Source organism: Adhaeribacter radiodurans (genome assembly GCF_014075995.1).
Lineage (GTDB): Bacteria > Bacteroidota > Bacteroidia > Cytophagales > Hymenobacteraceae > Adhaeribacter > Adhaeribacter radiodurans.
Genome location: NZ_CP055153.1, coordinates 6,097,717 through 6,119,552 on the forward strand (window position 1 = coordinate 6,097,717; position 21,836 = coordinate 6,119,552).

Sequence of the window (21,836 nt, forward strand, 5' to 3'; positions counted from 1 at the left end):
CTTTTAGTTCTCAATTATCCATTTGTAGCCGCAGTTATTGCAGGTAAATCGCCGGACCACAGGCTGGTGACTGCGGGCGGTAAGTGCATTGCGGAGAAAAGTTAATAACGATTGCTTAGCAGCCGAGGTTGTTTCTTTTACTTTATCGGAATGGCAGTTGGGGCATTGGTCCGGTAAGTACTCCGGCGTAGTTTCTACCACGAAAGAATCACCGGTGTTTAAAATGGCTTGTGCCTGTTCCCGATCTTGTTCGGCTACCTGCAGGCGCACGCCCCCGTAAGCCATATATAAAAAAGGCTGATTGGTAAGTGTATGTTCATCGGCAATAAAGGCCAGTATTCCTTCTGCTTCTAAACGCCCCCTCATAATCTGGGCTTTTACCGCATCCGGAAAAGTGGCAATAGTAATTAATTTATTTGCCATGTGCGTGGGGGTAACTTTGTTTCTTTAATTGTAGGTGTAAAAAGGTAAACAGTTGTACGTTAAAAATTTAGCTTTAACTGTTACAGTATAAAGGTATAGCTTACCCCCATACTTTGGTGCCTTCGGTACAATTTTTACACATCTCTACCTGACTTCTGGATTGTAATACGGCTTGCCTGAATTTAGTGTAAAGAGTACCTTGCCATAAGGTACGAAAATCTTCTTTTTTTAAATCTCCGAGTCGGTAATCGGCGTCTTTATCGAAACAACAGGGTACTACCAAGCCATCCCAGGTAATAACGCACGAATGCCAGATGCGCCAGCAATGATTTAATAATTTATTTTTTATCCGATAGCTGCCATCCCCATTATTCTGGTAACGCGAATAATAATCAATGGTAGGTATAAGCGGGGAGCCTTGTGTGTAATCGTAAATTTGGGCCGTTTTAAACCAGACGGCATCCACCCCTATTTCTTTGGCTAATTGTTTCACCTCTGCCAGTTGGTGCTCGTTAGGCCGTACTACCAGAAACTGAAAAACCACAAAAGGCGTTTTCGATTTTAATTGTTTTTTCCATTTTATCAGGTTTTGGGTGCCTTCCAGTACTTTGTTTAGGCTGCCACCCACGCGGTAAGCCTGGTACGTTTCCTGGGTGGTGCCATCAATGGAAATAATAATCCGGTCTAAGCCCGATTCTATGGTTTTGCGGGCATTTTCATCGGATAAATAATGGGCGTTGGTAGAAGTGGCCGTGTATATTTTTTTACGGGTGGCATATTTTACTAATTCTAAAAACCGTGGATGTAAATACGGCTCGCCCTGAAAATAGAAAATCAGATAAAGTAAATTTTTATGTAACTGATCGAGCGTATCTTTATATAAATCGTCGGGCAACATGCCGGTAGGGCGGGTAAAAGACCGCAAACCGCTCGGGCACTCGGGGCAACGCAAATTGCAGGAAGTAGTAGGTTCAAAAGAAATACTGATAGGACTGCCCCAGTGCCTTGCTTGTTTTGTCCATTTAGAAAGTAAATAACTGCCGGCTACCTGCCCCATATTACTTAACCGTCGCCAGGTAAGTTTAGAAAGTAAGTTTAAAGTATCCGATAATTTTCCGGTCATGCTAATGGCCGAGCAACCCATTTTGCTCTAAACAAAGTAACGAGTTTAGGCGGTATTTCGGCAAAATGTTGTGCATAAACTTACCTTATTTACTTTTTATGCTTTAAACCAGTTAAATAAACAGCCACAAGTAAACGGATATTAGATGTTAGACTTTTGTGTAATTAATGAATTGACCTTCAATTTAGGAATCATACAAAAGTTATGAGTAGAACTCACGCTAGTGGTTTCTACTCATTTTCGGACAGCCAATCTCTGATTGGCGTAACTCAAAATTATGGTAAACGCCAATCAGAGATTGGCTGTCCGGGATGCACTTATAGCGCTGCGCTAACTCTAAGCACAACTAAGTGTACAAGTAAAAACCTTAAAATTAGTTTACTTATACACATAAAAGTCTAACTTCTACTATCTTGATATTTATGTCTATAAGAAATAGGATATAAAAATTAAGAAAGCCTGACTTATGTGAAGGAGTAAAAATGAAATAGCCCTGATTTCACGTAATGGAAACCAGGGCTTCGTTCGGATTGGATTAATTATTTATGTATAAAAATCTCCTGAATAAAAGCAGGATGCTAAATCGGGTCTGTTACTTCAAGAAACTTGAACCTACAGAATCTCCATCTGTCCCTAATATATGGAATCTCTATACTATATTTATGAAATAATCCAAACTTTTTCTTGATAATTCTGCTTTCATTAATAAAGTTATCTTATTTTCTTATAATTATCCAAATAAAGAGCTTAAAACTTCTTCCAGTTTACTTACCGCGTTTACCTTAATTCCTAATCGTTTAAGGTTGATGCCCTTTAAATTAAACTTAGAAATATAAATTTCCTGGAATCCTAGCTTTTCGGCTTCACTAATCCGGTTTTCAATGCGGTTTACGGCACGTATTTCCCCACTTAAACCTACCTCCGCGGCAAAACAAGTAGTATGCGGAATAGCCAAATCTTCAAACGACGACAATATAGAAGCACAAACCGCTAAATCAATGGCTGGATCTTCTACTTTTATGCCGCCCGCAATATTCAGAAATACATCTTGCGCGCCTAATTTAAAGCCGCTGCGTTTTTCTAAAACGGCCAGCAGCATATTTAACCGTTTGGCATCGTAGCCGGTACTAGACCGCTGCGGCGTACCGTACGTAGCCGGGCTTACTAAACTTTGTACTTCAATCAGCAAAGGCCGGTTACCTTCTAAAGTAGCACCAATGGTAATACCGCTAAAATTTTCTTCGCGCTGCGAAATCAATATTTCCGAAGGATTACTTACCTGCCGCAAACCCGTGCCTAACATTTCGTAAATACCCAACTCAGAGGTGGAGCCAAAACGGTTTTTAGTAGTCCGTAGAATGCGGTACGTCATGTGCCGGTCGCCTTCGAACTGCAACACCGTATCTACCATGTGCTCCAGGATTTTTGGCCCGGCCAGGTTGCCTTCTTTGGTTATATGCCCAATTAAAAAAACCGGGGTTCCACTTTCTTTGGCGTATTTTAACAACTCGGCGGTACACTCGCGTACCTGCGAAATACTACCCGCTCCACTTTCAATAAAAGCCGAGTGTAAGGTTTGGATAGAATCTACTATTAAAACTTCGGGCTGTAATTGCTCGATCTGCTTGAAAATATTTTGCGTAGCCGTTTCGGTTAAAATAAAGCAGTTAGGGTGCTGCACGCCCAGGCGCTCGGCACGCATTTTTATTTGCTGTTCGCTTTCCTCTCCGGAAATATATAATACCCGCTGGTTCTTTAAGTTTAAAGCAATTTGCAGCATTAAGGTTGATTTGCCAATCCCGGGTTCGCCGCCAATTAAAATCATAGAACCCGGTACAATACCGCTGCCCAGCACCCGGTTTAATTCCTGGTCGTGGGTGTCAATGCGCGATTCTTCGGAGTAGCTTATTTCGGCAATGGGCCGGGGTTTATTTGCAATTTGCAACGACGAAGAAGATTTCCAGGAAGCCGGACCAGCGGCCTCTTCGCGTTGCAGTACTTCTTCTACGTAGGTGTTCCATTCGCCGCACGCCGGGCAACGGCCAATCCATTTGGCCGATTGAGCCCCGCAGTTCTGGCAGAAGTAAGAGGTTTTTATTTTCGCCATTTATTAATTTTTGAATGAATAAAGGTAACGGAAAACTTCTAGACAGAAGAAACAGTTGGTGTGCTCGTTCCAGTAAATCCGTCTTTATAGAACAAAAATTTACTAATTTTCCGTCCCTGAAAGAATTATAAAATCAAAAATTAAGATGGAGCAATCAGCCAAAACTTCCTAAAAAAAGTAAGCCCCATTCAATAATGGATAAGCAAAACATTTTCGATTAAAAAAAAACAAGTTATTGCTGCGGCGGGAATAAGGCTATGATAACAATTAGCGGCAACACAATTAAAATAGAAATAAGAAGCGCCCGCCAGATGGGTTTTGCTTCGTAAGGCCGCTGCACTCCCACGTATTTCGGCCAAAAGTAATAATTTAAAATAAAAGCGCCGGCCAGGTTAAACGCTACTGTTAAGGTAGAACTGCGTTTTAACTGGTACATAACCACTACTTCTATAAACATAAACAAAAGGCTGAACCCGATAACAGCCCAACTACCCCGCCGATTGCCAATTTGCCGGATATTAGTAGCTAGCAATATACCGCCAAACAGTAAACTAAAAAACACCGAAAAACCTAAAATAGCACTGGGAGTGTATAATCGAGGAACTTCCTCTGCTTCCTCCGCTTCCGTATTTTCAGAAGCCTCTTCCAGGGCCGCTTGTTTTACGGCTTGGCGCTCAGGTTCCAGAGTGGCTAGTTCCGCTTCGGTAAATGTGCGTCCTCGTTTTTGTAATTCGTTAACAGCGGCCAGTACGGCGGCTGGCACGTATTTCTGGTGGTTCTGAAAATATTCCAGTAATTCTACCTCCGTTTTTCCCGCCATTTTATCGACGTAATATGCATCCATATACCGGATATTTTAAAATTTAAAATTCGCCCACCCATTTTCAAGGGGTCAGGATTATTTGGCGAAAATACGATCTAATTGTAAATAAGTACTTCTTTTTAAATAAGTACTCCGGATACTATTTAATGTTGCCCAATTTGTAGGAGGTGGCAGTTTCTATCTTTCAATAAAATCCAGATCCTTTCCAAAAGTTTCGGACATCCCCCAAAGCGCTATCAAGGCAATAATAAAGGTGAGCGTGCCCACGATTAAGCCGCTTTGCATTAAGCCGGCATGCGTTTTAAGATAGTCAAACAGCCAGATTACCGGAATTAAACTGCCCCGCACAAAATTAGGAACGGTTGTAGCTACGGTAGCCCGGATGTTGGTGCCAAACTGTTCGGCGGCGATAGTTACAAATAAAGCCCAGTAGCCAATAGAAAATCCTAAGGCCATACAAACAAAATAAACTGCTTCGGCTGTAGGTAAATCTACCAGCAAATACCCCAGCACGCATACCATACTCAGCAGAATAAAGCCTAATACTACTTTTCTTCTACTTTTAAAGTACTGACTAATTAAGCCGGAACTTAAATCACCAACGGATAAACCCAGGTACGCAAACATCACCGATTTACCTGCCTGTACCGGCTCACTAATGCCCATAGCTACGGCAAATTCCGGCGAAAAAGTAACCAGCACGCCAATTACAAACCAGATAGGCAAACCAATTAAAATGCAGCGCAGGTATTTCATAAAAGTACCTCCCGAAGAAAATAACTGAAAAAAATTACCCCGGGCTACTTCTTGCTCTTTTACGTTTGTAAACATTCCGGATTCAAATACGCTGAACCGTAATACTAACAGCAGCAAACCCAAACCACCGCCAATAAAGTAAGCAATGCGCCAGTCAAATAAATCGGCCATAAAATAAGCCAATACTGCCCCCAAAATACCTACTGAAGCTACCAGCGATGTACCGTAACCCCTGATTTCTTTAGGTAAAATTTCGGCCACCAAAGTAATACCGGCACCTAATTCGCCGGCCAAGCCAATACCGGCAATAAAGCGAAGCAAAGCATACTGGGTAACATTAGTAGCAAATCCATTGGCAATGTTCGCCAGCGAATACAGTAAAATAGAACCAAACAGCACCGATAATCTACCTTTTTTATCGCCTAAAATGCCCCATAAAACGCCCCCAACCAACATGCCGCTCATTTGGGTATTAATCAGGAAAAATCCATCTTCGAGCAATTGGTCGCCGCTTAAGCCCATAGCTTTTAAACTAGGAACCCGCACAATGCTAAACAATAGTAAATCGTAAATATCTACAAAATACCCTAAGGCAGCTACCACTACCGGTATCTGCAATAATTGCTTTATTTTAGAAGGCTGAGTAGGAGAAGAGGTGGTTATCATACACTAGAAATGCGAAAACCAGTCCTGGCTGGGCTGGTCTTCTTTTTAATTAAATTCTTTAATTTTCAGGCAAGTTGTTTCTGACAATATGCAAAGCATTTTTTTACTTCGGCTACGGTATCCGCACCTTTGTATTCGTACTCAATATTAGCCGGAATATTCCATTTATTATCGCGCAACAAGGTTAATACAGCTTTAATAGGAGTATCGCCCTCGCCAAAAGGCAGGTTTGCGCCGTGGTCGCGCTTGCGGTCTTTTATGTGCAAACACAAAATTTTAGCGTGGTGTTGTTTAATGTATTCTACCGCATCAAAGTTAGCCGCCGTAAAGTGGCCTATATCTAAATTCATCTGTACGTAAGGCGAGTTACTGCCTTCCATTCCTTTCGTAAAACTTTCGGGAGTTGAAAACTCATTCGGGTCTTCGGTATGATCGTGGTTGTGCATGCCCACCTTAATTTTATACTGATTAGCGTACCTACCTACCCGGGGCATTACTTTTACCGTAGAAGAACAAGTAATGGTGTTGGTACCTAAGGCTTGCGCCATTTTAAATCCTTGTTCTATTTCAGCATCCGAAAAATCTTCGCGGAATGAATAATTGAAGGCTTGAATGTTCACTTTTGCCTGCGCAAATTTTTGCTTTACTTCCTGGCAAACGCTTAAAGCTTTGTTGTTGCGCCAGGCCGTTAATTCTTCTCTGGAAATACCTTTCGGCTCCAGGTGCCCGCTCCAGAGTTCGCAGCTTTTCAGCCCGATTTCCTGCATGGCCGCTAAAGCTTCGTCAAGGGAACGATCGCGGAAACTGTAACTTTGCACCCCGATGATAACGCCCGGCTTAGCGGCTTGTAGGGCCCGGGGAAGCAACAATCCGGCAACTCCGGTTATGGCCAAAGAAGTAAAATCCCGACGGCTTATTTTAGTCATAAAGGTAAGGGTTTTAACAAATGAAAACATTTTTAAGCATAATTCCGCTTTTTTAAGGCAGATTTTTTCGGGGCTATAAAAGCAGATTAGAGACCATAATTACTCTTCCTTTTACCCTAAAAAAAGCACCATTAAAAGTAGTAATTTACTTATTGTGCAACTCGGCGGCGGCTCAATTTTAGCAGAAAAAATAAAGACATGCGGGTAATTCGTTTAATTAGTTACCTGAATCTTACTTAATTCCGCGGGAAGCCGCTTTTAGGCAGGTAAAAAACAAATCTTTTTTATTCAAGCAAGAGTATATTAGGGTTAAATTATTTAATCCGCTATCCTATGAAAAACTTTATCTCTTTTTTTGCCCGTCCGGTTAATTCTTTTCTAGCTCTTCTTTTAACAATTTTAGTTAGCTCCTGTGCCCACGAGCCGCAGCGACTCTTGTTTTCGAACCACCCAACTGAATACAAAAAAGTAGCAGAACCTGTTAAAGTGGCGGCTACTACCAACCAGGCTGCCGGTTCTTTAACGGCCAGTACGGAGCCTGCTGCTTCGGCCCTTGCCGCAGAAGATATTTCGACATCTGCCCAAATAAATGCGAAGGCTCTGGCTACTGAATTAGCAAAGTCTACTAGCGCTGTATCGGCTCCGGAAACCAAAGACCTTACCCGGAAAGAAAAAATAACAGCTTTGAAAACGGCTTTTAAAGAAGTAAAAAAAGCCAAAAAAGAAATAAAACAACTAAAGAAAGCAGATACTAAAAAAGTTCAGGCAGCTGGACCGGTAACCAATGATGTAGCTATTAAAATTATTGTAATTGGTTTGATACTGGTATTATTAGGTCTGGTTGTTCCGTTCCTGTATGGTTTAGGCGGCTTAGTAGTAGTAATTGGTTTAGTTTTACTGTTACTCAACTACTTGTAAACTCCTTCGCTTGCGACACCTTTCCTTTTTTGAGGACAGGGCCGTTAAGTTCTCTGGTAGAAAATCTAGCGCGAGCGTCTTCGCTCGTGTCTACTCCGGTAGGCCTCTGGCCGGGCCAACCGATTTACTTTTACTAAGAGAAGCTAAATACTCCATCAGCCATAGACCGGACGACGACACTCACGAAAAAGAACATCTGAATTTAATGAACCAAGCAGCCTCTCCTCCCTTAAAAACAGAGGAGGAGAGGCTGCCTGGTCGAGGGGGTACTTACTTTTTTAAGAAGTATCCGCTCTGCTTTCGGAAATTTATTCTTTACTTTCGAGCCGTTTTGTAAAACTTACCTTTTAAGAAAAACAATATGGAATTTCGCGTAGAAAAAGATACCATGGGACCGGTAAACGTGCCCGCCGATAAATACTGGGGAGCGCAAACTGAGCGTTCGCGCAATAATTTTAAAATTGGTCCGGAAGGCAGCATGCCCAAAGAAATAGTGTATGCGTTTGCTTACCTCAAAAAAGCAGCTGCCCACGCCAACTTAGAACTAGGCGTATTAACTCAAGATAAATGCGATATTATCAGCCAGGTGTGCGACGAAATTTTGGCTGGTCAGCACAACGGCGAATTTCCGCTGGTAATCTGGCAAACGGGTTCGGGTACTCAGAGCAACATGAACGTAAACGAGGTAATTGCCAACCGTGCGCACGTATTACTGGGCGGTTCTTTAAACGACGAAAAAAAACAAATTAACCCCAACGACGACGTAAACAAGTCGCAGTCGTCAAACGATACTTTTCCGACGGCCATGCACATTGCGGCTTACAAGCAAGTAGCCGAAATCACTTTACCAGGCCTGCAAACCCTGCGCGACTCCTTGCAGCGCAAAGTAGAAGAATTTAAAGACGTGGTAAAAACCGGCCGCACCCACTTTATGGATGCCACTCCGCTTACGCTAGGTCAGGAGTTTTCGGGTTATGTGCAGCAGATTGATAACAGCATGCGCGCCATTAAAAACGCTTTGGAAGTAGTAAAAGAATTAGCTCTGGGCGGAACTGCCGTAGGTACTGGTTTGAATACGCCGCAAGGGTACGACGTTTTAGTAGCGCAAAAAATTGCCGATTTTACCGGCTTCCCGTTTGTTACAGCTCCTAATAAGTTCGAAGCTTTAGCCGCCCACGATGCCATGGTAGAATTATCCGGCGCTTTAAAACGCACCGCCGTGGCATTAATGAAAGTTGGTAACGATATCCGCATGCTTTCTTCCGGCCCCCGGAGTGGTATCGGCGAAATTATTATTCCGGATAACGAGCCGGGTTCGTCTATTATGCCGGGTAAAGTAAATCCTACGCAACCCGAAGCTTTAACCATGGTGTGCGCCCAGGTAATGGGGAACGATGTAGCGGTTTCAATAGGTGGCTCGATGGGGCATTTTGAACTGAACGTATTTAAACCATTGATCGCCGCCAATGTGTTACAATCGGCCCGGTTATTAGGCGATGCCTGCGTATCGTTTACCGAAAAATGCTCTGATGGTATTCAGGCCAACCACGAAATTATTCAGCGCCACCTGGAAAACTCTTTAATGCTGGTAACGGCCCTTAACCCGCACATTGGCTACTACAAAGCCGCCGAAATTGCTAAAAAAGCCCATAAAGAAGGCACTACTTTACGCCAGGCTGCCATCGCCACCGGTTACGTAACTGATGAGCAATTCACCGAATGGGTTCGTCCGGAAGATATGACCGGTTCTTTGAAATAATACTTACCAACTGGCTGCATCGCCAGAAATCTATATTGAAACACAAGAAAAAAGCGGCTTTCTAAAAGGCCGCTTTTTTCTTATCTAATTATCTTAAAATTATTTTGTAGCATTTACCCATCTAAAGAAGCTGTTTCGTATTTTTACTTAAAACAAGTAGCTAATGGGATCATTGCTCATTTTTAAGAAATCCTTTAGATTACTTGCTGTTATTTCCGCAATAAGGATGGGGTTTTAAATAGAAAAATACGAAACAGCTTTATACACAGAATGGACGTTTTAAAAAGAAACAATGTAAAGGTTTTCGGGCAGGGAGATAAAACGCTGTTATTTAGTCATGGGTTTGGTTGTGACCAGAACATGTGGCGTTTAATTACAGCCAACTTTGTGACCGACTACCAAATAGTTCTGTTCGATCATGTAGGAGCGGGCAATTCGGATTTATCTGCCTATGATAAGCAAAAGTATAATTCCTTGAACGGATACGCCGAAGATTTACTGGCTATTTGCCAGGCACTTAACTTAAGCAATGTTATTTTAATTGGTCATTCCGTTGGTGCCATGATTGGTATTTTAAGTGCGATCCGTCAACCAGAGTATTTCCAAAAACTCATTCTGGTTGGGCCTTCGCCCTGCTATTTTCAGCAGGAAGAATACTACAGCGGCTTTACTTATACGGATATTCAGGATATGCTGAACCACATGGAAACAGACTATGTAAACTGGTCTCTTACCTTTGCTCAGTTTATCTTAGGCAATAAGCCCCATCCTGCTCATGTTCAAGAAATGACAGATAGTTTTTGCAATACCCACCCGGAAATAGCGAAGCATTTTGCTCAAGTTTGTTTTTTATCAGATAATCGGTCGGATTTAGCCTTGGTCAAAACCAAGACTTATATTCTACAATGTTCAGACGATATGATTGCCCCGGAAGAAGTAGGCCGTTTCATGAGCCAGGTAATAGAAGAAAGTGTGTTTATTAAATTGCAAGCTACTGGTCATTGCCCCAATTTAAGTTCTCCTTTAGAAACTACCTCCGTTATAGAATCCTGTTTAGCCGATTAATAAACCGTTCCGAAAGACGGAACACACTTTATTTTATAATTATACCTTCTGGAATATAATCGGGCAAACGCCGGCCTTCCGGGAAGCAATAGCCCTGGCTCAAAAAGTAGCCCCTGCTAATACCGCCGTGCTGTTCCTCGATGAGCCCAGCATAAAGCAAGAGCATACATATTGACTTGAAAATCCACCTTCATCTTCGTGGCTAACGCATCTAGCAGGCTTTCAGATAGGTAATTTAGTAAATCCTTTACCGAAAGCCTCTTGTTTTCATAACCAATTCTTATTCTACATATCTTTGCTTTCTTTATACTGGGTTATTCACGTTTCGGACACTCCTATTTTGATAACCAACTGGTTTTGCCTCTTTCTCATAACTGCTCTGGGAATTAGTAAATACTAGCTGGTATATGCCATTCCATACTTTTAGGGAAAGGGAAGCAAATGCTTTCCTTTTTTATTTCCGCAATCTGAATTTAAAATTTTGTCGTTTATACTGGCAATGTGCTTTAATCCGAACAATAGAACGCGTTGATCTTAATATAGATTTAGCTAAAAAATGGCATTGGTTTATTAAACTTCTTACTGTAATTTTGGGCTCGCTTTATCATTCAATAATTATTTAAAATGCAGAAAGACACCGCCATTTTTGATTTAATCCGCCAGGAGAAAGAACGCCAGATGCACGGCCTTGAGTTAATTGCTTCCGAAAATTTTGTATCGGAGCAGGTAATGCAGGCAATGGGCAGCGAGTTAACCAACAAATACGCCGAAGGCTTGCCCGGCAAACGGTATTATGGCGGCTGTGAAATTGTCGATCAGGCAGAACAGTTAGCGATTGATCGGGCGAAAGAATTGTTTAATGCGGCCTGGGTAAACGTGCAGCCACATTCAGGCGCACAAGCCAATGCAGCCGTTATGCTTGGAGTTATTAATCCCGGCGATAAAATATTAGGATTTGACTTATCGCACGGTGGTCATTTAACCCACGGTTCGCCGGTAAATTTTTCTGGCAAATTATACCAGCCACTCTTTTACGGGGTAGAACAAGAATCTGGTTTAATTGATTGGAATAAAGTATATGATATTGCCGTAAAAGAAAAACCAAAGTTAATAATTTGCGGCGCATCGGCTTATTCCCGCGATTGGAATTACGAACGCTTACGCGAAGCAGCCGATGCCGTTGGCGCTTTGTTAATGGCCGATATTTCGCACCCGGCCGGGTTAATTGCCCGTGGTTTACTAAACGATCCGTTTGAATATTGCCATATTGTTACAACTACCACGCACAAAACCTTGCGGGGACCACGGGGTGGCATGATAATGATGCCGCAGGATTTTGAAAATCCTTGGGGCTTAAAAACACCGAAAGGCGATCTCCGGATGATGTCTTCCATATTAGATGCCGCTGTTTTCCCGGGCACGCAGGGTGGTCCGTTAGAGCACGTTATTGCTTCTAAAGCAGTTTCATTTTACGAAGCTTTATCCGAAGAATATTTGCAGTATATAATTCAGGTACAAAAAAATGCGAAAGCGCTGGCCAAAGCGTTAACCGAGCGCGGTTACCAGATAATTTCAGGTGGTACCGATAATCATTTAATGTTAATCGACTTACGTTCCAAAGGCCTTTCTGGTAAACTAGCAGAGAATACTTTAATTAAAGCCGATATTACGATTAACAAAAACATGGTGCCTTTTGATGATAAATCGCCGTTTGTTACATCGGGGATGCGTATTGGTTCGGCGGCTGTTACCACGCGGGGCTTAAAAGAAAATGATATGGAACGAATTATAGCCTTAATCGACGAAGTTCTAACCAATTATGATAATGACGCCAAAATTAGCGCTGTGAAGCAGGAAATAAACGCTTGGATGAGTAACGTTCCTTTATTTAATTTTTAAAATCAGTATTTACATCTAGCCCGGAGAAGCAGCGGTGGAAGAAGAAATTGTAGTAAGTGGTGAAAACGAAATGTCGTTTATCGACCATCTGGAAGAATTAAGATGGCATTTAATTCGTTCGGTAGCATCTATTTTGGTTTTTGCCACGGCGGCATTCCTTTCGAAAGATTTTATTTTTCATGACTTAATTCTGGGGCCTTCGCGCCCGGATTTCTTTACTTACCGCAAGTTATGCGAACTAGGTGCCTATCTGGGCCGACCTGAATTATGCATCGATAAAATCTCGTTTACGCTGCAAAGTCGGGAAATGAGTAGCCAGTTTACGACGCACATGACGGTATCGGCTATTATAGGTTTGGTAATGGCCTTTCCGTATACTTTCTGGGAAATCTGGCGCTTTATAAAACCAGGCTTGTACCCACGCGAACAGAAGAACTCAAGGGGTGCTGTGTTTTTTGTATCCTTTTTATTTTTCGTGGGTACGTTATTCGGTTATTTCATAGCAGCTCCTCTATCTATTAATTTCTTGGCTTCGTACCAGGTAGATGCCAGCATTCTGAATGAGTTTGACTTAGCTTCTTACATTTCTACCCTTACTACCATGACATTTTCCTGTGCGCTCATGTTTGAGTTGCCCATGATCGTGTTCTTCCTGGCAAAAGCCGGTATTCTTTCTCCCGAAATTATGAAAGTATATCGCCGGCACTCAGTGGTAGTTATTTTAATTGTGGCTGCCGTTATTTCTCCGCCCGATGTAATGAGTATGATGCTGATTGCAATACCGTTGCTTTTATTGTACGAAGTAAGTATTACTATTGCAAAGGTTGTCCGGAAGAATGATATAAAACGTTTGAACGAAGAACTAAACGGATAAGTAAAATTGTAAGTTCTTAACGGAACATAGCCTTTACTACTGGTACGGTTCTACTGGGTAATACATTGATAATCTTTAACTTAAAACCTATACTTTAATTATTATGGCATTAGTAATTGCCGTTGGCGGCGATCACGCCGGATACCAGTATAAAAAGAACTTAATAGCTTTGTTACAGGAACAAAAGCATACCGTGCGCGATTTTGGTCCCGATTCAGATGCGTCAGTAGATTACCCCGACCACGTGCATCCCTTGGCAAAAGCGGTGGAGAATAAAGAAGTAGACTTTGGTATTTTAATTTGCGGCAGTGGAAATGGGGTAGCTATAACTGCTAATAAGCACCCGCAAGTACGAGCGGCTTTGTGCTGGTTACCCGAATTAGCCCAATTAGCCCGCAGTCACAACAATGCCAACATTCTTTGTATTCCGGCCCGTTTTGTTACAGAACAGATTGCCCACGAAATGGTGGAAGAATTTTTAAGCACTTCTTTTGAAGGTGGCCGCCATCAGACAAGAGTTTCCAAAATTAGCTGTTAATTTTACAAAGAAAGTATTGTGGCTGCATAACTCTTAAATAAAGTAAATTTAAATAAACAAAAGCCCGGTAAGTTTATGCTTACCGGGCTTTTGTTTATTTAACTCTTTCAAAAAGCTGCTGATTGTTCGCTACTGGTTTATAGTTGCTGAACGCAGTAGGAATTTTATACTGTAGCTCGCGCATAAGCTTTGGGTCGGCCACTATATAATCCGGGTAGTTGGGTGCAATGTGTCGGTAAATTTGATAAACTGCCTGGTAGGTATCGAGCTTTTTAAAATCGCGCTGCGCAATTTCCCAGTTCAGATACGGCGTAGTTACGGTGTTATGAATATAATAATTTAAATCACGATTAAGCACCAGAAAGCTTTTGTTTTGAATAGCTTGGTATTTAGGATCTGAGCTAATAAATAAATTAGGCGTATTAATCTTTAGTAAAGGGGCTAAGCCTAAAAAAGGGCTATAACGCAGCAACATAATACCTACCAAAAATATCAGAAAAAATACTTCCCGGACCAAAGCTTTCCGAAAGTGCAGAAAAAATGCCGTACCAAAATACGCCAAAGCAGGTAAAAGCAGCAGCAATGCTTCCGTGGAAATTTTCTTGCCAATAATTGCCGTTGCAATAGCTACCGGTAGCCAAATAAGCATTAGCTGCAAAATTTTAACCTGATAGTTTAGCCCCGGTGCGTTTGCAATATTATACGCCACGCTAATAACTAAAAAGAGCAACGGTAATAGTAAAATTTTAAAAACAGCTAAGGGTTCTAATAAAAAATCTACCTGAAAATTCCAGTTCGGAAATAAATGAAAGTCGAAGAAATTAGTTAAAGTATTGGTATAGAGATAATAGGTAAGCACCAAACTATAGGGAAAAATAAATCCGCATAATAACAGCAAGGAGCTACGCAGAGAACTGGAAGCGAATAAAATTATAGCAAAAAAAGCTACTATTAAGAACAACACTAACGGTAAATAACATAAAGCACCTAATCCTAAAATAAAGCCCGCTTTAAATAATTGCCGGTTATTTTCTCCTTCCTTCGAAAAAGAAATTAAATAATTTAGCGAGAACACCACGAAGGTCATGCCCAGTAGCAGAGGCGTGAGTGTATCGAGCTCAAAAAAAACACTGCCTCCTACTAAATAAAGTAAAGCGGGTATAAAAGTGCGTTCGGAGTGTACGTTGTGCCGGTTAAAAATTGAATTCAGGCGAATGGCTTGTAAAAAAAGTAAGATAATGGGTAATACCCGGTACACCAGTAAAGAACGGCCCGCCAGCAAATCAATCAACCAAAAGATACCGGCCGCTAGTGGTGCTTCGCTATCGAAGATATCCCGGTACAGCAGGTAACCATCGGCCATGCGCTCGCCGAGTACCATCGATTTCAGCTCTGGTAGGGTTAACGGCATGCCCCAAAATACCAAAGGCATCCGAATAGCCAGAAATAGTAGTACCAAAGAAAAAAGCCGCGACAAAAGCAGGCTGCGGAAGTAACCAATCAAATTTTATTTAATTAGAAATTTTGAAGACTATTTAAAGTAACCAGACAAAATTAATTTACTATACTTGATGTAGATGCTTGATGGTATACTATTACTAAGCAGTTACTTATTATCAAAAAAGTCTAACATCTAATATCATGATACTTGTGTCTCTTTACTTAATATGGATGCATGTGGATACTATTTAGGATTAGGTAGATCTATAGAAGGCACTTTCATTAATATTAGGAGTGTCTTTCCAGGTAAAAACAATTACTAATTCATAATTTTCAATTTCTAATTACCAAGGCTTGATTCATAATTTTTAATTATACGTAAAGTATCAAGCAGGTAAAAGTGCGAAAATAATGTGATATTTGCAGGCAGATGGAAAGTAAAAGACAACAAAAGTTCGCGAAACTGATTCAGAAAGAGTTAGCCGAAGTGTTTCAGCGGGAATGCTCGCATTTGTTTCAAGGGGCATATGTGTCGGTGAGTGTCGTGCGGGTATCGCCCGATTTAGGCGTGGCTAAAGTATATTTAAGTGTGTTGGTGGGTGCTAACGCGAAAGAACTACTTCAGGAAATAAAAGTAAATACCAAAACCATTCGTCATTTACTGGCGCAACGCATAAAAAATCAAGTGCGGGTTATTCCGGAATTAATTTTTTATCTGGATGATACGGCCGAATACGCTGCCCGGATGGATGAATTGTTCTCTGGTTTAGATATACCTCCCGCCGATAAAGAAGATTCTGAAACCGAAGAAGAAAAATAAATTTTTCAGCTCTATTAATAGGCGCAGGCGTAACTTGCGCTCTTACTTTTTTGCAAATCTGGCATGCAATACGACCCGATAAAACGCGCTCTCGGCGAAGCATTTAATAAAACTCCCTTTCTCAGACGCTTATTTTACCACTTACTCGATTTACTCTTACTTCGTACCTGGCACGTACACAAAGAACTGCGGGCTTGGGCGCAGGGCAAACGTTCTAAAGCTATTTCTATATTAGATGCGGGTTCGGGTTACGGGCAGTATACGTATTACCTGTCGGGCATGAGCTCGAATTGGCAGATTTTGGCCGTTGATGTAAAAGAAGAACAAATAGCCGATAGTAATCAATTTTTCCAGCAGATTGGCCGCCCTAAAGTACATTTTACTGTAGCCGATTTAGTAACTTTTCAGCAACCGGAAACTTTTGACCTGGCTTTGTCCGTGGATGTGATGGAACATATTCTGGAAGACGTAGAAGTATTTAAAAATATTTACGCGTCTCTTAAGAAAGGCGGCATGCTGCTTATCTCTACCCCTTCTGACCAAGGTGGCTCCGACGTACATGACAACGACGAAAGTTCTTTTATTGAAGAACATGTACGCGATGGGTATAATATAAACGAAATAGCCGATAAACTTAAGATTGCTGGTTTTACGCAAGTGCAAGCCCGGTATTCGTATGGCAAACCCGGTCAGGTATCGTGGCGGCTTTCAATGAAGTACCCTATTCTGCTGTTGGGTAAATCCAAAGCTTTTTTCTTATTATTACCTTTCTATTACCTAATTACTTTTCCGTTTTGCCTAATTTTAAATTGGTTAGATACGAATAACAAACACGCTTCGGGCACCGGTTTAATCGTAAAAGCGTGGAAGTAGCTGTTAGTTGAAAAGTTAAAAAGTTGTAAGGTTGTAAGGTTAGCAAAGAGCCGAAACATCAGCCATAAAACTTATAAAAAAGGCTCATTTATTTACTAAATGAATATCTATCATACTTTCTCCTTTTAATAAAGAAAGATATACCCATTTATTTATTTAACCGTAAGGCCAAAGAGTTGTATACTTTACTAATTTATTTTTATTAAACCGTTAGTTTAATTACTGCTTTATCAGCCCCTGCAAATTATGAACGTTCCTTTTCTCATTGCAAAACGCTACTTTATCTCCAAGAAGAAAAGAAACATTATTAATATTATTTCTATTATTTCCATGGTTGGGGTAGCCGTTGGTACGGCAGCTTTAATTATTGTGCTTTCGGTATTTAACGGACTTGAAGATTTAATCCGGAGTATTTACGGCAGCTTTGATCCGGATTTAAAAATTACTTCCATAGAGGGGAAAGGCTTTGAATTAAATGAGGATCTTATAACCCGCATCCGGAAAACCCCGGGTGTTTTACTTGTTACCGAAGTAATAGAAGATAATGCTTTACTGCGTTACGAAGACCGCCAGATGGTAATAAAAATGAAAGGCGTGAGCCCCAACTTTTTTGCCCAGAACAAAATAGATTCGGCGGTTATAGAAGGCAACTACCAATTGCAGCGGGGCGGAAATAACTATGCCTTAATTGGGCGGGGAGTGCAGTACCAGCTATCCATCCGGGCCACTAACGCCATCGTACCCATGTTTCTGCTTTACCCTAAAGCTAAGGCATCGCTTTCGCTGGACCCGGAAAATACTTTCCGTGAAAAACCCATAATGGTTGGGGGCGTATTTGTAATTGAACGGCAGTACGACGATAATTATATTTTTGTACCGCTAGATTTTGCCCGCGACTTACTGGCTTATGGGAATAAAAGAACTTCGCTGGAAGTGCGCGTAGAAAGTAAACGGGAGTTAAAAACAGTCGAGAAAAGGCTGGAAGAGGTATTAGGCCCTAAGTTCGAAATAAAAAACAGCGACGAACAACACCTGAGTTTATTGCGCGCCGTGAAAGTTGAGAAAATGTTCGTGTTTATCACTTTTGCCTTTATTTTGCTTATCGCCTCGCTTAATATTTTCTTTTCTCTTTCTATGTTAGTAATTGATAAGAAAAAAGATATTGCTATTCTGGCTTCTATTGGCGCTAGTCCGCAGGTAATCCGGAATATATTTTTGGCAGAAGGTGCTATTGTGGCGTTTGTAGGGGCATTTATTGGGTTAGCTTTGGGGCTGCTCGTTTGCTGGATACAAGAAACCTTTGGTTTAATTTCTATGAACATGGCTACGGCCTTAGTAGAAGCTTATCCCGTTAAAATGAAGTTGCAGGATTTCTTACTTACCGGCTTGGCTATATTCATTATTACCCTACTTGTATCTATTCGTCCGGCCCGGGCGGCAGCCGCTACCGAAGTGCGGGATAACATCTAATTTTCTTTTCGCTTTTCTTAAACAGAATAGGTTAAATCTTTTTCCTATTTAATAATTCTTTCCTGGTTTGCCAGAAGCAGAATCTATTTCCTACCTAGTTCCTCAAACCTTTCTGTTCTAACTCCGGTTTAAGTTCCACTTAATAGTATAGTAGCATTTTCAACAAACATTATGCGTGCGATTTAGGCATTATAAAATATTAACTCTAAGTACCTTTTTGTAAAAAATACCATAAGTAATTGTTTGATTCTTTAAAAAATATTTAATCAAATAGTTGTTTTATTAGTAAAGAATACTAATATTCACATTGCATCTTTGCCCTTAACTATGAAAGTATATACTACTCAACCTTTTCAGATAGTCTACTCGTTGTTCGAGCACGAGTATCTGGGTTATTTATTCGAGTCGTTTGTGGTGCAGGTTAATTCAAAAGGTCAATTAACCTTGCAGCACCAAAACGTGGCCGAAAAAAATGCTGCTGAGTTTTCGGCCCGGCTCGACTCCACTGACTTTAAACTAATTAATCTAACCGACCAAATCCAACAAGATGCTATCTTAAAGAAATTCTCAACGAAGAAGCTTTCGGTAGCTGATTTTTTTCTAAAAACGTACGACCCAGAAAAGGGGGATAAAGCAGTACAAGAAGCCATTGATAGCTATGTGCAACACCGCATGGCTAAAATTCTAGAATTACTAGGAGGTAAGCAGGTTTTTATAATGGGAAAAGACGGCGAACCTACCTGGAAGCAAATCTCGGTAGCTCCGCAGAAAGCCAGCATCTTGTTTCACTTCCGGCGCAACGAAGATAATACGCATTATTTCCCGACCATAAAATACCAAAACGAAAAGCTGGAGTTTCAAAATCGGAATGCCACTTTAGTTTGTAACGAACCGGCCTGGCTTTTACTCGACGATGTTCTGTATTCTTTTCAGAAAGAAGTTGATGGTAAAAAATTGCAGCCTTTTTTAAATAAAAAATTTATTGTTATTCCGCGTAAAGTAGAAGAAACGTATTACCAGAAGTTTGTAGCACCGTTGGTTGAATCGTTCGATGTTTATGCCAAAGGTTTTGATATAAAATCAGAAAAATATAACCCGGATCCTTTTCTTACTTTTACTGAAATTACCGATGTAGATGCCACTCCCCAGTTATTCGGCACTCCTACTACCCGGTTAAATGGCAAACTAAATGGTACTAATGGCAATGGAAGCGCCAGCCGTTCAGACAAAATTTTATTTAATCTGAGTTTTAAATACGGGGCGCATACTGTCCATAATAATCAGGAAGCAAAACGTATAAGCGTAAACGTAGAGAAAACGCAGGATTCGTATATTTTCCATCGCCTGATCCGCAACATTGACCACGAGAAAGAATATATCCGGGAACTAACCAACCGGGCGCTCGAAGTGAAGAACGGGAAAGCCGTGCTGGAAAAAGCCAATGCTTTCTCCTGGTTAAATAACCACGTGCAGGAACTCGAACGCATCGGCTTTACGATTAAACAAACTAATGCTTCGGCAAAAAATTACTTTATCGGGGAAGTAAGCGTAAGCGTAGGCATCCGCGAAAATGCCGATTGGTTTGATATTTACGGGGTGGTAAAGTTTGGGGAGTTTGAAGTACCGTTTATTAAACTAAAGAATCATATTCTCACCAAAAATAACGAATACCAGTTACCCAACGGTCAAATTGCGATAATTCCAGAAGAGTGGTTTACCCAGTACATTGAATTATTTGCTTTTTCGGAAGGCGAAGGGGAGTTAAAGCTGCGCAAGCATCATTTAACCTTAGTAAACGAATTGCAGAACGGGAATCTGGCAGTAGTAACCATGACCCGCAAGCTCGAAAAACTGCGGGAATTTGAAACCATTGAAGATAAACCATTACCGCAAGGTTTTAAAGGCCAACTGCGCCCTTACCAGAAAGCGGGCTACAACTGGCTGCATTTTATTAAAGATTATAAGTTCGGCGGCTGCCTGGCCGATGATATGGGTTTAGGTAAAACGATCCAGACTTTAGCCATGCTGCAGCACCAGAAAGAAAGCGGAGCGCAGAGTGCTTCGTTGTTGGTAATGCCCACTTCGCTAATTTATAACTGGCTGCACGAAGCGCAAAAATTCACCCCTGGTTTACGGGTTTTAAACTACACCGGCACCTACCGCGAGAAAACCGTATCGCAGTTTAAGCATTACGATTTGATTTTGACTTCGTACGGTATTGTGCGCCTGGATGCTGAACTGCTGCAAAATTATTATTTCGATTTTATTATTCTCGACGAATCACAGGCCATTAAAAATCCTGGTTCCAATACTTCATTGGCAGTACGTGGCTTAAAATCAAAACATCGGTTAATCTTAACCGGTACGCCCGTAGAGAACAGCACGATGGATTTATGGTCGCAAATGTCGTTTATCAATCCGGGTTTATTAGGTAATCAAACTTTCTTTAAAAACGAGTTTTTACGACCGATTGAAAAAGAAAAGAATGAGGAAAAAACTAAAAAACTACACGCGCTCATTAAACCGTTTATTTTGCGGCGGCATAAATCGCAGGTAGCTACGGAACTGCCCGAGAAAATTGAGAATACAACTTATTGCAAAATGACCGAAGAGCAAGAGCACGCTTACGAAGAAACGAAGTCGTTTTACCGCAATAAAATTTTAAAAAATATTGAAGAAAGTGGCAGCGTAAATACTCAATTTATGCTCTTACAAGGCTTGATGAAATTACGCCAGATTGCCAACCACCCGCGTATGGCCGACGAAAACTACGAAGGAGATTCGGGTAAAATGAAAGAAGTAATTCGGATGACGCGCAGCGTAGTTGCTGAAGGACACAAGGTTTTAATCTTTAGTCAATTTGTGAAGCATTTAGACATTGTGCGGGCCTCGCTTAATGAAAAACAAATTCCGTTTACTTACTTAGATGGCAACACCAAAGACCGTCACAAACAGGTAGAACGTTTCCAGACGGATGAAAATATTCGGGTATTTTTAATATCGCTGAAAGCCGGTGGCGTGGGGTTAAATTTAACGGCCGCCGATTACGTGTTTATTCTCGACCCGTGGTGGAATCCGGCCATTGAAGCTCAGGCCGTTGATCGGGCACACCGCATTGGCCAGCAGAACAAGGTATTTACTTATAAATTTATTACAAAGAATACCGTGGAAGAAAAAATACTGGCCCTGCAAAATAAGAAAATCCAATTGGTAACCGACCTTATTTCTACTGACGAAACTATTATCAAGAGTTTGACTAAAGACGATATTGAGAGTTTACTGGCGTAGCAAAATTTAAAACTAAACATGGTTAAACCCGATAGTTTTCAAACGCTATCGGGTTTATTTTTATTAAA

The 21,836-nt window shown here is 41.2% G+C and carries 18 protein-coding genes; 10 read left to right on the forward strand and 8 right to left on the reverse strand.

The features are described from left to right. Positions 1-3: 3 nt before the first annotated feature. The 6 genes from HUW48_RS24250 to HUW48_RS24275 form a co-directional block, all read right to left on the reverse strand. The gene (locus HUW48_RS24250; protein ID WP_182413386.1) at positions 4-423 is read right to left on the reverse strand and encodes a putative signal transducing protein; all 420 of its coding nucleotides are present in this window, start codon (positions 421-423) and stop codon (positions 4-6) included. Positions 424-523: 100 nt separating this feature from the next. After that, the gene (locus tag HUW48_RS24255; RefSeq protein WP_182413387.1) at positions 524-1,546 is read right to left on the reverse strand and encodes an SPASM domain-containing protein; all 1,023 of its coding nucleotides are present in this window, start codon (positions 1,544-1,546) and stop codon (positions 524-526) included. Positions 1,547-2,276: 730 nt separating this feature from the next. Then, on the reverse strand, positions 2,277-3,653 hold the full coding sequence (gene radA / locus HUW48_RS24260) for a DNA repair protein RadA (protein ID WP_182413388.1): 1,377 nt from the start codon (positions 3,651-3,653) through the stop codon (positions 2,277-2,279). A gap of 232 nt (positions 3,654-3,885) precedes the next feature. Next, entirely contained in the window at positions 3,886-4,497 is a 612-nt protein-coding gene (locus tag HUW48_RS24265) for a hypothetical protein (RefSeq protein WP_182413389.1), read from the reverse strand. Between the two features lie 156 nt (positions 4,498-4,653). Beyond that, positions 4,654-5,898, reverse strand: a complete 1,245-nt coding sequence (locus HUW48_RS24270) for an MFS transporter (protein WP_182413390.1) — start codon at positions 5,896-5,898, stop codon at positions 4,654-4,656. 65 nt (positions 5,899-5,963) lie between these two features. Next, on the reverse strand, positions 5,964-6,824 hold the full coding sequence (locus HUW48_RS24275) for a sugar phosphate isomerase/epimerase family protein (RefSeq protein WP_182413391.1): 861 nt from the start codon (positions 6,822-6,824) through the stop codon (positions 5,964-5,966). 333 nt (positions 6,825-7,157) lie between these two features. Here HUW48_RS24275 and HUW48_RS24280 point away from each other — a divergent pair, with 333 nt between their 5' ends. The 3 genes from HUW48_RS24280 to HUW48_RS24290 all read left to right on the forward strand — a co-directional run bounded on the left by HUW48_RS24280 (position 7,158) and on the right by HUW48_RS24290 (position 10,566). Next, positions 7,158-7,742: a hypothetical protein gene (locus HUW48_RS24280; RefSeq protein ID WP_182413392.1), complete on the forward strand. Its 585-nt coding sequence runs from the start codon at positions 7,158-7,160 to the stop codon at positions 7,740-7,742. 361 nt (positions 7,743-8,103) lie between these two features. Continuing rightward, complete coding sequence (gene fumC / locus HUW48_RS24285) at positions 8,104-9,501, forward strand: class II fumarate hydratase (RefSeq protein ID WP_182413393.1); 1,398 nt, start codon at positions 8,104-8,106, stop codon at positions 9,499-9,501. Between the two features lie 270 nt (positions 9,502-9,771). After that, positions 9,772-10,566 (forward strand): alpha/beta fold hydrolase, encoded by a 795-nt coding sequence (locus HUW48_RS24290; RefSeq protein WP_182413394.1) that lies wholly within the window; start codon positions 9,772-9,774, stop codon positions 10,564-10,566. A gap of 28 nt (positions 10,567-10,594) precedes the next feature. On the opposite strand, the gene HUW48_RS24295 is transcribed toward HUW48_RS24290, so the two are convergent. Continuing rightward, a complete protein-coding gene (locus tag HUW48_RS24295) occupies positions 10,595-10,732 on the reverse strand; it encodes a hypothetical protein (protein ID WP_182413395.1) in 138 nt (45 codons plus the stop codon). A gap of 458 nt (positions 10,733-11,190) precedes the next feature. On the opposite strand from HUW48_RS24295, the gene HUW48_RS24300 reads away from it, so the two are divergent. The 3 genes from HUW48_RS24300 (at position 11,191) to rpiB (ending at position 13,877) form a co-directional block, all read left to right on the forward strand. Then, entirely contained in the window at positions 11,191-12,465 is a 1,275-nt protein-coding gene (locus HUW48_RS24300) for a serine hydroxymethyltransferase (RefSeq protein ID WP_182413396.1), read from the forward strand. 34 nt (positions 12,466-12,499) lie between these two features. Then, positions 12,500-13,339 (forward strand): twin-arginine translocase subunit TatC, encoded by an 840-nt coding sequence (tatC, locus tag HUW48_RS24305; protein WP_394368437.1) that lies wholly within the window; start codon positions 12,500-12,502, stop codon positions 13,337-13,339. Between the two features lie 103 nt (positions 13,340-13,442). Beyond that, positions 13,443-13,877, forward strand: coding sequence for a ribose 5-phosphate isomerase B (gene rpiB / locus HUW48_RS24310; RefSeq protein WP_182413397.1), 435 nt, complete (start codon positions 13,443-13,445; stop codon positions 13,875-13,877). A 94-nt stretch (positions 13,878-13,971) separates the two neighbouring features. Here the strand turns inward: rpiB and HUW48_RS24315 are convergent, their stop codons facing one another. Further along, positions 13,972-15,381: a hypothetical protein gene (locus HUW48_RS24315; RefSeq protein ID WP_182413398.1), complete on the reverse strand. Its 1,410-nt coding sequence runs from the start codon at positions 15,379-15,381 to the stop codon at positions 13,972-13,974. Between the two features lie 366 nt (positions 15,382-15,747). On the opposite strand from HUW48_RS24315, the gene rbfA reads away from it, so the two are divergent. From rbfA to HUW48_RS24335, 4 genes are all read left to right on the forward strand, one after another. Beyond that, the gene (gene rbfA / locus HUW48_RS24320) at positions 15,748-16,137 is read left to right on the forward strand and encodes a 30S ribosome-binding factor RbfA (RefSeq protein WP_182413399.1); all 390 of its coding nucleotides are present in this window, start codon (positions 15,748-15,750) and stop codon (positions 16,135-16,137) included. A 63-nt stretch (positions 16,138-16,200) separates the two neighbouring features. Continuing rightward, complete coding sequence (locus HUW48_RS24325) at positions 16,201-17,010, forward strand: class I SAM-dependent methyltransferase (protein WP_182413400.1); 810 nt, start codon at positions 16,201-16,203, stop codon at positions 17,008-17,010. 246 nt (positions 17,011-17,256) lie between these two features. Continuing rightward, complete coding sequence (locus HUW48_RS24330; RefSeq protein WP_182413401.1) at positions 17,257-18,480, forward strand: ABC transporter permease; 1,224 nt, start codon at positions 17,257-17,259, stop codon at positions 18,478-18,480. 327 nt (positions 18,481-18,807) lie between these two features. Next, positions 18,808-21,768: a DEAD/DEAH box helicase gene (locus tag HUW48_RS24335; RefSeq protein ID WP_182413402.1), complete on the forward strand. Its 2,961-nt coding sequence runs from the start codon at positions 18,808-18,810 to the stop codon at positions 21,766-21,768. Positions 21,769-21,836 lie beyond the last annotated feature (68 nt).